The 12422-nt window shown below is 53.1% G+C and carries 12 protein-coding genes; 8 read left to right on the top strand and 4 right to left on the bottom strand.

Annotation, left to right across the window (positions count from 1 at the left end):
• The 8 genes from ABHF33_RS10540 to ABHF33_RS10505 all read left to right on the top strand — a co-directional run bounded on the left by ABHF33_RS10540 (position 1) and on the right by ABHF33_RS10505 (position 6284).
• On the top strand, positions 1–666 hold the full coding sequence (locus ABHF33_RS10540) for a hypothetical protein (RefSeq protein WP_348943930.1): 666 nt from the start codon (positions 1–3) through the stop codon (positions 664–666).
• A 97-nt stretch (positions 667–763) separates the two neighbouring features.
• Positions 764–1423, top strand: coding sequence for a DUF3299 domain-containing protein (locus tag ABHF33_RS10535; RefSeq protein WP_348943929.1), 660 nt, complete (start codon positions 764–766; stop codon positions 1421–1423).
• Between the two features lie 27 nt (positions 1424–1450).
• A complete protein-coding gene (locus ABHF33_RS10530; RefSeq protein ID WP_348943928.1) occupies positions 1451–1951 on the top strand; it encodes a ZrgA family zinc uptake protein in 501 nt (166 codons plus the stop codon).
• 55 nt (positions 1952–2006) lie between these two features.
• Positions 2007–2708, top strand: coding sequence for an ABC transporter ATP-binding protein (locus tag ABHF33_RS10525; RefSeq protein WP_348943927.1), 702 nt, complete (start codon positions 2007–2009; stop codon positions 2706–2708).
• Entirely contained in the window at positions 2701–3957 is a 1257-nt protein-coding gene (locus ABHF33_RS10520; RefSeq protein WP_348943926.1) for an ABC transporter permease, read from the top strand. Before ABHF33_RS10525 ends, ABHF33_RS10520 begins: the two co-directional genes overlap by 8 nt.
• Positions 3958–4049: 92 nt before the next feature.
• The gene (locus tag ABHF33_RS10515) at positions 4050–5078 is read left to right on the top strand and encodes a hypothetical protein (RefSeq protein ID WP_348943925.1); all 1029 of its coding nucleotides are present in this window, start codon (positions 4050–4052) and stop codon (positions 5076–5078) included.
• 118 nt (positions 5079–5196) lie between these two features.
• Positions 5197–5640, top strand: a complete 444-nt coding sequence (locus tag ABHF33_RS10510; protein ID WP_348943924.1) for a disulfide bond formation protein B — start codon at positions 5197–5199, stop codon at positions 5638–5640.
• A complete protein-coding gene (locus tag ABHF33_RS10505) occupies positions 5637–6284 on the top strand; it encodes a DsbA family protein (RefSeq protein ID WP_348943923.1) in 648 nt (215 codons plus the stop codon). The genes ABHF33_RS10510 and ABHF33_RS10505 overlap by 4 nt, the downstream gene beginning before the upstream one ends.
• A gap of 262 nt (positions 6285–6546) precedes the next feature.
• On the opposite strand, the gene ABHF33_RS10500 is transcribed toward ABHF33_RS10505, so the two are convergent.
• The 4 genes from ABHF33_RS10500 to ABHF33_RS10485 all read right to left on the bottom strand — a co-directional run bounded on the left by ABHF33_RS10500 (position 6547) and on the right by ABHF33_RS10485 (position 12422).
• A complete protein-coding gene (locus ABHF33_RS10500; protein ID WP_348943922.1) occupies positions 6547–8238 on the bottom strand; it encodes a response regulator in 1692 nt (563 codons plus the stop codon).
• 63 nt (positions 8239–8301) lie between these two features.
• Positions 8302–10455, bottom strand: coding sequence for a UvrD-helicase domain-containing protein (locus ABHF33_RS10495; protein ID WP_348943921.1), 2154 nt, complete (start codon positions 10453–10455; stop codon positions 8302–8304).
• Between the two features lie 225 nt (positions 10456–10680).
• Complete coding sequence (locus ABHF33_RS10490; protein WP_348943920.1) at positions 10681–10998, bottom strand: H-NS histone family protein; 318 nt, start codon at positions 10996–10998, stop codon at positions 10681–10683.
• 92 nt (positions 10999–11090) lie between these two features.
• A complete protein-coding gene (locus ABHF33_RS10485) occupies positions 11091–12422 on the bottom strand; it encodes a TolC family outer membrane protein (RefSeq protein WP_348943919.1) in 1332 nt (443 codons plus the stop codon).

The following is a 12422-nucleotide window of genomic DNA, read 5'->3' as shown; positions in this document are numbered from 1 at the left end:
ATGCTGATCTATACCGCCACGGCACAGGCGGAGCAAACCATTCATCTGGTAACGCCGGTTGATCAGCAGCAAGCCATCGGCAAAGCTCAGGCGCAATTGATCAAGACGCTGTTTGAGCTCAGTCAGATTCCCTACACCCTCAGCTACCGCCCAGCCCGCCGCGCCGAGCTGGAATTGCAGGAGCAGAAATTTGACGGCGATGCGGGCCGCAGCGCCGAATTTGGCCTGCGCTATCCCAAGCTGATCCGCGTTGAGCCCTCGTATTTCCCGCTGTATTTTTACGCCATCTCGTATGAGCAGCACATCCGGCAATGGTCGGATCTGTACGGGCTGGACGTGGCCTATCCACGCGGCATTGTGACCGTCGAACTTCAATTGGGCGGACGTGCCAATCTGAACCCAAACGATAGTATTTCTGCCTGCATCCGGATGGTCAAAGCCCGCCGGGTTCAGGTTTGCGTGCTCAATTCGGGCACGCCGGTTGATCACGAATTCCATTCGGCAACGCCTGCGCTGAAAAAAGACGAATTTGCCCGCATGGGCACGCATATCTGGTTGGACCCCAAACATCAGGCCGTCGCCAAAAAACTCAGCCGGGCGCTGGAGAAAATGCAGAAAGACGGCTCGCTGGCGCGCTTTCAGCAGCAAATTACCAAGCTCGAATAAAGCAGCAAACAGTCCTCTCGGCAAACCCGTGCAATTTCACACACGATAAATGCAACTTGGTTACAATAGCGCCTCATCCCTCGCGAAGGAAGCAACCGTGCCACTGCGTTTTTTATTTGCCATTGCCAGTGCATTGCTGGCATTTAATGTCTGGGCTAATGACGTCAAACTGGTCAAATGGTCAGACCTGCAGCCTGATTCGGCCAGCCTGCGCGCCACGATCAATAAAATGACGCAGGAAGAAAAAACCCGGCTGATGCGCGCCGTGCAGCAGCGCGAACTCAAAGCCATGCTTGATAACGGCAAGCTCAAAGCGTCCGAACTCACGCCCAACGACATCAAGCTGATCAAGGAAAATCACAGCGAGCTCTCGGCGCTGATTAACGAAATCGAAGCCTTTGAAAAAAAGCGCACGCGCGAGATGATCCCGGCGCTGAATAATCAGCAAGTGCAGCTCGATGGCTACTTGCTGCCGCTCAAGCAGAGTGGCAAAAAAGTAACCGAATTTCTGCTGGTGCCGGTGATTGGCGCGTGTATTCACGTCCCGGCGCCACCGCCCAACCAGATGATCGTCGTGCAATACCCGAAAGGCTATGAACAGGGCGAACTGTTTGCGCCGGTCACCATCGTCGGCAAGCTGACGATCAAATCGACCAAAGCCAATCTGGCACTGGCCGATGGGGCCAGCGATGTGGCGGTCGGCTATCAAATGCAAGCCAGCGAAGTGCGCGAATACAAAAAATCTGCTGCTAAATAATCACCATATACATACGAAGGTATATCTATGAAGAATTTAATTGCAATGGCCTGCATCGCAATACCCCTCGCTTCCTTTGCCAAAGAGCATAGCCATGCGCATGGCGCGCATGTGCATGGCGTGGCACAAATTGATGTAGCGATTGAAGGCAAAACGCTGCTGATCGCACTGGAATCGCCCGCCGACAATTTGCTCGGTTTTGAGCGCACGCCCAAAACCGAGGCCGAAAAAGCCAAGCTCAAAGCAGTCACCGAACAGCTCAAGCAAGCCGCAGCGCTGTTTGCCCCCGACGCCGCGGCGCAATGCAAAGCTGCCACCCCGGTGGTGAATATGCCGAGCTTTAAAAAAGGCGAGCATAGCGATATCGACGCAGAATATCGCTTTGACTGCACCAGCGTACCGGCCAGCATTGCGCTGCCATTGTGGAAAAACTTCCCCAACTTTAAAAAGCTAACGGCCAATATCGCCAGCGACAAAGGCCAAAAGCAAGTTACGCTCAAATCGGGTCAAAACCTGAATCTAAAATAAACGGCGTTTGCAAAGCACGCGCCATTTGCCTACCACCACGCGCAAGGATTTCGCTGTGTTAATCGAGCTGGCCGATGTGCAATTTACTTGGCGCGGCGCCAAGCATGCCACTTTGGATATGCCGCAATTCTCGCTCGCGGCGGGCGAGCGGCTGTTTTTGCATGGCCCCAGCGGCAGCGGCAAAAGCACGCTGCTGTCATTGCTCACCGGCATTCATCTGCCGCAACGGGGCGAAATTCGTATTCTGGGGCAAAACCTCGCGGCGCTATCAAATGCTGCGCGCGACCATTTCCGCGCCGATCACATTGGCTATGTGTTTCAGCAATTTAATCTGCTGAGCTATTTGTCGGTGCTCGATAATGTGCTGCTGTCGTGCCAGTTTTCCAAAATCCGCCGCGAGCGGGCGCAGGCTTTTTCCGGCAGCACCAAGGCCCAAGCCCTACACCTGCTCGACCGGCTCGATCTAACGCCCTATCTCGAACGGCCCGTCAGCGCGCTCTCGGTTGGCCAGCAGCAACGCGTGGCGCTGGCCCGCGCCTTGATTGGCGCACCGGAAATCCTGATTGCCGACGAACCCACCTCGGCGCTCGATGCCGAGCGGCGCAGCGCATTTATCGAGCTGCTGTTTGAATGCGCGCATGAGCACAACACCGCCGTGCTGATGGTCAGCCACGATCCGCAACTGGCCGCCGCGTTTGATCGCAGCGTTAGCCTGAGTAGCCTCAATCGCTGCAGCGTGGAGATGGAGAATGCTTAAGATTGCACTGCGCAGCCTGCTCAATCGTCGCCTCACCGTGGCGCTGGCGGTGCTGACCGTCGCACTCTCGGTGCTATTGCTCGTTGGCGTCGAGCGCCTGCGCAGCGAGGCACGATCCAGCTTTGCCAACACCGTCAGCGGCACCGATCTGATCGTCGGCGCGCGTACTGGCTCGGTGCAATTGCTGCTGTACAGCGTGTTTCGCGTCGGCAACGCGACCAATAATATCGGCTGGGATAGCTACCAAGCGCTCGCCAAAGATCGCCGCGTGGCATGGACGATTCCGGTGTCGCTGGGCGACAGTCATCACGGTTTTGCCGTGCTCGGCACGACGGGCGATTATTTCAAATACCTGCGCTATGGCGAAGACTCCCAGCTGCAATTTAGCCAGGGCAAGCCTTTCGAGAAAACGCACGATGCGGTACTCGGCGCCAATGTTGCAGCCAAAATGCGCTACAGCCTAGGGCAAAATATTGTCCTCACCCACGGCAGTGGCGAAGGCGCGATGAGTGAACACGATGATCAGCCTTTCACCATCGTCGGCATTCTCGCGCCCACCGGCACGCCAGTGGATGACACCGTGCACGTCTCGCTCGACGGACTGACCGCGATTCACGAAGGCTGGGAATCGGGCAGCGCGTCGCTGTTATCAAGCACCGGCGTGCTGGCGGCCGATCAAGACCGCACACTGCCACCGCCAAGCAGCATCACGGCGTTTTATGTCGGACTGAAATCGCGCACGGCGATTTTCGGCTACCAGCGCGCCGTCAATCAATACAGTGATGAATCGCTGATGGCGATTATGCCCGGCGTTGCGCTATCCGAGCTGTGGCAATTAATGAAGATTGCCGAGCAAGCGCTCAGCGTCGTGTCAGGCTTTGTATTGGTCATTGGCCTGATGGGCATGCTGACCGCGCTGCTCACTGGCTTGAACGAGCGGCGACGTGAAATGGCGATCCTGCGCTCAGTCGGCGCCCGCGCGTGGCAGATTTTCGCCTTGGTGATGGGCGAGACACTACTATTGGTGAGCGCAGGCATTACAGCAGGTATTGCCCTGCTCTACGCAATGCTATTGGCCTGCAAGCCAATACTACATGAGGTATATAGCCTAAACATTGCGATTGCCACGCCCAGCGCCACGGAGTGGCTATTGATGGGGCTGACTTTATTGGCCGGATGCCTGATCGCCGCCCTCCCCGCTTGGCGCGCGTATCGAATGTCGCTGAGTGATGGATTGAGTCCGCATTAACCCGCCCAATTGCACAATCTCTAGTTTTTATGTCTGAATAACTAGATTTTTACAAACTTGATTTTGAATTTCATTCAATAAGGATCAGGCAGTTGCCCTTTGCTTATGACTATCTCCTAGAGTTTCAAAAACAGATGCAACGAGGGCGCTGCCTACACCACTCGCACGGAGAGCGCTGCGATAAAATTATTAAGGCCCACTCGATTCAAAAAAGTGGGCAACTTAGCCTCATAGCCGAGAATGGTCATGTATACCGGTTGAATAACGAATTAGCCGTTTTAAGAAAAAACAACGGTATCCCTGATCTAAAAAAGATTGGTATAAAACAGGCCTCGACTTTTTTGGGTTTCTGCAAGCTGCACGACAATCAACTATTTGAACCAATTGACAAATACCCACTAGAACCCACAAAAGAGCAGATTGCTCTGTATGCTTTTAGATGTTTGTGTCGCGAATACTTTGTAAAAGAAAATGCTGTTACCACCATAAGTAACATGACAAGTCATACAGATCTTAACCGACACCAACTCAGTTTCCTTAAGCATAGCCATTTGGGTCACAGCAATGCGCTTGCGAACCTACAACGACATAAATCCCTATTCGATTCAGTCATACTTAATAGTGATTTTGAGCAATTCGAATTTATCTGTTTCACCTCCTCATCACCCTGCCAATTACAATTTTCAGGTGTACTTTATCCAGACTACGATTTTGAGGGCAAAATCCTTCAAGATCTTGGTGTCTTAACCGAACGATTAGATCTTATTACTTTTTTCTCCGCCCCTATGGAGAACGGATGGGCATTTGGATTCGGCTGGCATGTTTCCAGCAACAAAACATGTTTTCCATTCATTCAATCATTAGCAAATATTGTCGCCAACGGCAAAAAACTAGAGGATGCACTTTTGCGTTTTGTAATTTCATGCTGCGAAAATCATGCAATGCGGATTTCATGGTGGGATGGGCTTGACGCCGACTTGAAAGCGCAGATCATTGAAAGAATGCACATAATGACCCACCCTCACATTCAAGTTCCAGTCAATTACCTCATGGCTGGTTGCGAAGGAGTTGCAAATTGGAACTTTGAATATATTCATACCAGCTTACCATCGAAAAACTAGACCACTACTATCGGCAGTCGCCAGTGACATAGGTAAAACTACCTCTTTTTTTCTCAGAACCCAAATTACAATCCACGGTCTATCCTATTTTGGCTGCCCGCTGGGCTAAGGGTTTATCTTGCCGCAACAACCCCACTCCAACGAACTCAATAGCACGTGGTGCTTGATCTTTTTTGCTTGGCTAATCGCCGCGGGCAGTACGCTTGGGGCGCTCTTCTTTGGCGAAGTGATGGGGCTTGCGCCGTGTACTTTGTGCTGGTATCAGCGCATCTTTATGTTTCCGCTGGCGATTATCCTGCCGCTGGCGCTGTTCCCGCTGGACACCAAAGTCGTTCGCTATGCGCTGCCGCTGGCTCTATTGGGTCTGGGCTTTGCCATTTATCACTGGCTGTTACAGCTGGGCATCATTCCGGCGTCGGCCAGCCCGTGTAGCCAAGGCTCTTCGTGCTCGGAAGTCAGCGCAGAATGGTTTGGCTTTCTGACGATTCCGTTGATGTCGGTCTGCGCTTTTGCAGCGATCAATATTTCACTCCTTGCTACCTTGATTCGGGAAAAACCATGAAACAGAAAACGATTTTTATCGCCGCCGCCGTCGCCCTGCTCGCGCTTTTTGTTGGCGGCACACTGATGTTCAAGCAGCAACAGCACACGCAGGTGGCTGAGCAAGTGCAAAGCAATCAGGCCGCGCTGATGCGCATGCATTCGCCGATTCTGGGCGCGACCAATGCCAAGGTGACGATTGTCGAGTTTCTCGACCCGGCTTGCGAAGCGTGCGCGGCGTTTTACCCGTTTGTGAAAGACATTATGGCCAAACACCCGGAGCAGATTCGTCTGGTGGTGCGCTACGCGCCGCTGCATCAAGGCGCGGATCAGGTCGCGATGGCGCTGGAAGCCGCGCGTAAACAGGGCAAGTATTGGGAAGCGCTGGAAGCCTTGCTCGCAACGCAGGCGCAATGGGCGATTAACCATCAGGCCGACGTGAATCGCGCCTTGCCAATCCTAGCGCAGCTGGGTCTGGATATGGCGCAATTGCAACGTGATATGCAATCACCCGCGATTGCGGCCATCGTTCAGCAGGATATCGCCGATGCGCAAACTCTGGGCGTGAATAAAACGCCGACATATTTTGTGAATGGCCAGCCTTTGCAGAGTTTTGGCTATCAGCAGCTGAGCGATTTGATCAACAAGGCACTGAGTGCGCCTTAAGTGCATAAGTATCGACACAACTTCACTACATACTTAAAACACGGCAAGTTGAGCTCGCGCAGTTGTTTCCCCCTTTGTAAAAGGGGGATTAAGGGGGATTTGGCATTATTTCAGCCGTTAATATTGTTCAAATAGCGCAGAAATCCCCCCTAGCCCCCCTTCGACGAAGGGGGGAACTCATGCGAAAAACTTGTGTAGATACTTATGCCTTAAGTGATCAACAACACGTCGATCGGAAGGTGAAGGCGGTGAAGCCGGTCAATCAGGCTTTCACCCCAAAGCGCCGCTGGGTTTTGCGATAGATCTCGGCCATTTGCAAGGCCTTGCCATTGGCCGGATCAATGCTGTTTACCTTGGCCAGTAACTCGTGGGCACGCTGCATATAGCTGGCGTGCCAGCCATTCTGATTCACATAAGCGAGCAAGGCATTGATCGTATTGAGCAAGACCTGCAGATTGGACGGCATGTCTTTGGCGGCCTGCAAAAAGCGCTCGGCGGCGGCGTGCAGATCGCCGCTTTTGGCCAGCCGCACGGCTTCATTATTCATTTCAACAATATCGGCAGCGGTGGTTTCAATCAGCGAGAGCGCTTCTTCCTCGCGCCCCTGCTCCTTGTAGATGCGCGTCACGCGGGCAGCCAGCTGCGGGTCGTCATGGCGGTTTTTCAGCACTTGCCGCGTCAGCTGCAGCGCTTCGTCATGGCGGTTTTGCGCCAGACAGCTTTTGGCCAGCGCCAGGCCCAGCGCTGCGCCGGGCGCTTCGGTGATGGCTTTAACCCCTTGCAAGACCGCGTCCAGCTGCTGGCGCGCCTTGGCTTTGTCGCCCATTTTCAGCGTGATGTCGATGTCCAGCACGTCGGCCATGATTTTATCGTTGCTGCTGCGAAAATCCTTGCGCAAATGCTCGGTGGTTTTGCGCGCAGCGGCCACATCGCCGCGCGCGAGCTGCACCTCGGTGAGCTGGCTGTAATCGCTCACCTGCGGCCAGAAAGAAAAGCGCGCTAGGCGCACGGTTTCGGTCAGCGATTGCTCAGCCAGCGGCAAATCACCGGCGATCATGGCCACTTCGCCCAGCTCGCGCATCCGGTTGACCACAAAGGGCGATTTTTCCACCGCACGGCTTAGCGTGAGCTTGGCCGCGTTGATCTGGTGCTGCGCCTGCTGCGTGCGCGCCAGCCAGTCATAGGCTTCGAGTACCAGTTCGTGCTCGTTCATTACCTGCTGGAAAATCAGCTGCGCTTCGTCGTACTCGCGCAAATGAAACTGCGCCTTGCCCAGCGCCATTTTGGCCCAGGCCAGATCGGCTTTGGCAAGCAGGCCACGGCACATATCGCGCGTTCCGGCCCAATCGGCTACCCGCAGCATCAGGTGGATTTTCATCCGCATAAAATCAAGCGCGTCGTCGCCGCCTTGCTCGATTTCAAAATTGCACAGCGAAATGGCGCGCAGAAAATCATGCGCAATGCTGGCGTCGTCAATCGGTTTGAAACGCTGCTTTTTGCGCAGCGCGCGCACAATGCGCTCGTATAAAGTCTCGCCGGTAAACGGCTTGAGCACAATCGCGTCCGGTGCCAGCTCGGCTGCGCCGATCACTTTGGTGGACTGGCGCTCACCGGTGAGCATGATAAACACGCAGCTGGCTTTGAGCAGGGCGTGGCGGCGGGCTTCTTCAAACAGGTACAAACCATCAAAGCCGGTACCCAGATCATAAGCACACAGCACAATGTCGTAGGCGGTGCGCCGCAGCATGGCAATGGCCTCGGCGCTACGGTTGGCGTACACCACCGATTGCGCGCCAAACTGGTTCAGCGTCATGCCCATGGTCGCGCGCATTTCGGCGACATGCTCGATCACCAGTATTTTAAATTGCGACAGATCGTTCACATTGATGGCCGGCTCTTGGGTTTCTACCGGAGCACGATCAACAAAGGAATAGGCACGCACTTTTGAAGCCATTAAATACCCCAGCTATGTAATTGCCTGCAGAAATTACCCATATTGACCTGCATGGCAATACCCCTAGATCACGGTAAGCTTGGCATAGGCCACCGCCAGCCATTTGCTGCCATGCTGGGCGAAATTAACCTGCACATTGCCGCTGGCGCCGCCCTCATGGTCGGTCACCACGCCGCGACCGAATTTGTGATGTTCGACCTGGGTGCCGATGCTCAAGCCATGTTCGGGCGTTGATTTGGCCACTTTCTGCGCCGGAGCTGCGTAGGATGTTCCTGCACTATAGCTGCCCGCAGAGCTGTAACCACTGGGCGCGTAGCCGCGATTCAGAAATTTGAGCAGCGGCTGCGGGATTTCCTCCAGAAAACGGCTGGCCACACCATAACGCGTCTGGCCATGCAACATGCGGCTTTGCGCCAAAGTCAGATACAGCCGTTCGCGCGCGCGCGTGATGGCGACATACATCAGGCGGCGCTCCTCCTCCAGCCCTTGGGCATCACCAATGCTATTGTCGTGCGGAAATAAGCCTTCTTCGAGCCCGGTTAGAAACACGGCTTTAAATTCCAACCCTTTGGCGGCGTGCACCGTCATCAATTGCAAGGCTTCTTCGTGCGCCCCGGCTTGATGATCGCCAGCCTCAAGGCTGGCGTGCGACAGAAAAGCAATCAGCGGATTTTGATCTTCTTCAACGCTAAACGTCGCGGCGGCGTTGATCAGCTCTTCCAGATTGGCAACGCGTTCTTCGCCGTCTTTTTCATTTTTATAATGCTCGAGCAGGCCTGATAGATCGAGCATCATGTCAACGATTTCAGTCATTGGCAGACCATCGGCCTGATTGCGCATCGCTTCAATCATATGCACAAATTTGCCAATCGACGCTGCGCTGCGCCCACCTACTCCGCAGGCGGCTTGCCACAGCGTTGAGCCTTCAAGCCGCGCTTTTTCCTGAATACTTTCGATTGAACGCGCGCCAATGCCACGGGTCGGGAAATTAATCACGCGCAACAAGGCATTGTCGTCGGACGGATTGGCAATTAAGCGTAAATAAGCCAGCGCGTGCTTGATTTCCTGGCGCTCGAAAAAGCGCAGGCCGCCATAAACACGGTAAGGTACGGCGGCAGAAAACAGCGCGTGTTCGATAATCCGTGATTGCGCATTGCTGCGGTACAAAATTGCGACGTCGGACGCAGGCATGCCTTCGCGGATCAGCGTTTGCGCTTCTTCAACGATAAAATTGGCTTCTTCAAAATCGGAAGCACCTTCAAACACGCGGATGGGTTCGCCACTGCTCGCATCGGTCCAGAGCTGCTTACCCAATCGCTGCGTATTATTGGCAATCACTGCATTGGCCGCGTCCAGAATATTGCCGTGACTGCGGTAATTCTGCTCCAGCCGGATCACATGCTTAACGGCGTAATCGCGCTGAAAATCCTGCATATTGCCAACATTGGCACCACGGAAGGCATAAATCGATTGGTCATCATCGCCGACAGCAAAAATCGCCCCGGAATCACCGGCGAGTAATTTGAGCCAGGCGTATTGCAAGCGGTTGGTGTCCTGAAATTCATCGACCAGAATGTGCACAAAACGCTGCTGGTAATGCGCCCGAATGGCCGCGTTATGGCTCAGTAATTCGTAGCAGCGCAGCAGTAATTCGGAAAAATCGGCCACGCCTTCGCGATTGCACTGTTTTTCATATTCTTCGTAGGCAATGCGCAAATGCCGCGAATAATCATCCCACGCATCCACATCACCAGCACGGCGGCCATTTTCTTTGTGGCCATTAATATATTGCTGCACCGTCCGCGGCGGGTATTTGTCATCGTCCAGATTGAGCAATTTCAATACCCGCTTAATCGCCGCCAATTGCTCCTGCGTATCCAGAATGGCAAAAGCCTCGGGCAAACCGGCATCACGATGATGTAAACGCAGCATACGATTACATAAACCGTGAAAAGTACCCACCCATAATCCGCGTGGATTTAATGGCAACATACTGGTAATCCGGGATAGCATTTCTTTGGCTGATTTGTTAGTAAACGTCACCGCCATTAAACCGGAGGGGCTACAAGCGCCGGTTGATAATAACCAGGCAATTCGCGTCGTTAATACCCGGGTTTTACCACTACCGGCTCCCGCCAGGATCAGCGCATGCGTAGCCGGCAATTGCACTGCGGCAGCTTGTTCGGGATTGAGTTTTTCGGTTAATGGATGTGACATGGGATTTTCTACGGTTTAAGGCTTGAGCTGCTTATATTAACGCTTAAAACAAAACAGGGCAGCCTAAGCTGCCCTGTTTTTCAATTCAAGCTATTATTTCAACGAACTAACGCGTAGCGAGAGCGCCAAGTACAAGGCAAAAATTGGTAAAAAACCGGAATGTACGTTTAGTACATGAGGATTTTGAATCAATTTTTAACGCAGTAATTGACGCTCGCAGTAGCGTTAGATGCGGATGCTGTCCAGTGTTGCGCCATTGGCCAGTGCATCATGCACCCACTGTGGCTTGCGACCACGGCCAGTCCAAGTTTGGCTAGCGTCGCTTGGATTTGCATATTGCGCTTTAACTGGCTTTTTCGCGCCTTTTTTGCCTGAAGCCACTTCGCCGAGCAATTCGGCAACAGTAAAGCCGCTAGCTGCTGCTGCGCTTTGCAATTGGCTCAGAATACGTGCTTTTTCCTGCTCTTTACGGCGAACCAGTTCAACGTCAACTTGTGCGCGCAGTTCAACCAATTGCTGGTAATCGAGGTTAGATAAATCCATTGCATAACTCCTAGATAGGCGGTGTTTTTACTTATACCCAGTGATTATGGGGCGGCCTTTTAAATAATTCAAGGATTAATGTTTCTATTAACTTATTTAAGCAACCATTCATTCACGGCGATTAAGTCTTTTTCTGCCAATTCACCAGCCGATGCCGCCAGCAGTAATCGCGCATACAGGTAGGTGTAACGGGCAACGATCAAATCATAACGGGTTGCATAATATTTCTGTTCGGCATTAAGCACGTCAATTGTTGTTCTTACGCCCACTTCGCGGCCCAATTTGCTTGAGGCCAACAAACTTTCACTCGATTTTAAAACCTGCTGCAAGGCACGGATTTGTGCTGCACCCGCATTAACGCCCAGAAAAGCCTGTTTGGTCGCCTGCTCGACATCGCGGCGGGTCGCTTCTACCGTATCGCTTTGCTGGGCTTTTTTGGCCGCAGCTTCGCGCAATTTAGAAGAACGGTCGCCACCGGTATAGATCGGAATGGATAATTGCAATTTGATTGCTCCCGATGAAGTCTGATCGGTGCCACCAGAACGAGATAATCCGCTGCCCGTCCAGTCATTGCCATAACTGGCCACCAGATCAAGCGTTGGTGCGCTCACGGCTTTGTATTTATCAATTTCACGGCTGGCAATATCCAGCGCCAATTGCTGGCCAGTATTGCTCAGGCTGCTGTTTTGCGCTTTTTGCAACCAGCTAGCCAAATCGTTAGGAACAGGTGGTTGCGGCTGCACGCGATCACCGATGGTGGCCAATTGGCTGTCATTTAAACCCGTGAGCAGACTAAAAGCGCTGCTTTTTACTGCCAGATCATTTTGCGCCACAATTTCTGCCGCCAGAATACTGTCGTAACTGGCTTGTGCTTCGTCGGTATCGGTAATCGTGGCGACGCCCACTTCAAATGACTTTTTCGCAAAAGCCAATTGCTCACCAACGGCCTGCTTTTGTGCCTGCACCAGCTGCACTTTTTCCTGCGCGGCTAATAATTCGAAATAGGTTTTCGCTACCCGCAGAATTAAATCCTGCTCGGCTTGCCGAAATTGCACATTGGCCAGATCGGTTTGTTTTTTCAATTGATCTGCGGCAGCAAATGCTTCGGCGCGATAAATGGGCTGTGCGGCAGAGAGTGAATAGCCGTAGGTTTGACCATTGGCCGATGTATCAGTTAATGGCCCGCGCCCCGGGTGGTAATCGGTTTGCGAATAAGCAGTATTACCGCTCAGGGTAATTTTGGGTAATAACAAGGCTTGCCCTTGAGTGGCTTTTTCCTGCCCGGCGATCTGGGCATTTCTAGCCGCAGAAATTTGCGCATCAAAAGTCGCAGCAGCCTGCCAGGCTTGCAGCAAATCAGTCGCCCAGACGCCCTGACTCAGGCCCAATAAACTCAATGCGATTAAACTCGATTTCAATTTCAT

Origin of the sequence: Chitinibacter sp. FCG-7 (assembly GCF_040047665.1) — a bacterium.
GTDB classification, from domain to species: domain Bacteria; phylum Pseudomonadota; class Gammaproteobacteria; order Burkholderiales; family Chitinibacteraceae; genus Chitinibacter; species Chitinibacter mangrovi.
This window is presented reverse-complemented; position numbering and strand designations above follow the sequence as displayed.

Excerpts from the sequence above, each read along its gene's own strand:
- ABHF33_RS10495 (WP_348943921.1), bottom strand. The coding sequence starts at position 10,455 with ATGTCACATCCATTAACCGAAAAACTCAATCCCGAACAAGCTGCCGCA.
- ABHF33_RS10500 (WP_348943922.1), bottom strand. The coding sequence starts at position 8,238 with ATGGCTTCAAAAGTGCGTGCCTATTCCTTTGTTGATCGTGCTCCGGTA.
- ABHF33_RS10540 (WP_348943930.1), top strand. The coding sequence starts at position 1 with ATGCTGATCTATACCGCCACGGCACAGGCGGAGCAAACCATTCATCTG.
- ABHF33_RS10505 (WP_348943923.1), top strand. The coding sequence starts at position 5,637 with ATGAAACAGAAAACGATTTTTATCGCCGCCGCCGTCGCCCTGCTCGCG.
- ABHF33_RS10520 (WP_348943926.1), top strand. The coding sequence starts at position 2,701 with ATGCTTAAGATTGCACTGCGCAGCCTGCTCAATCGTCGCCTCACCGTG.
- ABHF33_RS10485 (WP_348943919.1), bottom strand. The coding sequence starts at position 12,422 with ATGAAATTGAAATCGAGTTTAATCGCATTGAGTTTATTGGGCCTGAGT.
- ABHF33_RS10530 (WP_348943928.1), top strand. The coding sequence starts at position 1,451 with ATGAAGAATTTAATTGCAATGGCCTGCATCGCAATACCCCTCGCTTCC.
- ABHF33_RS10490 (WP_348943920.1), bottom strand. The coding sequence starts at position 10,998 with ATGGATTTATCTAACCTCGATTACCAGCAATTGGTTGAACTGCGCGCA.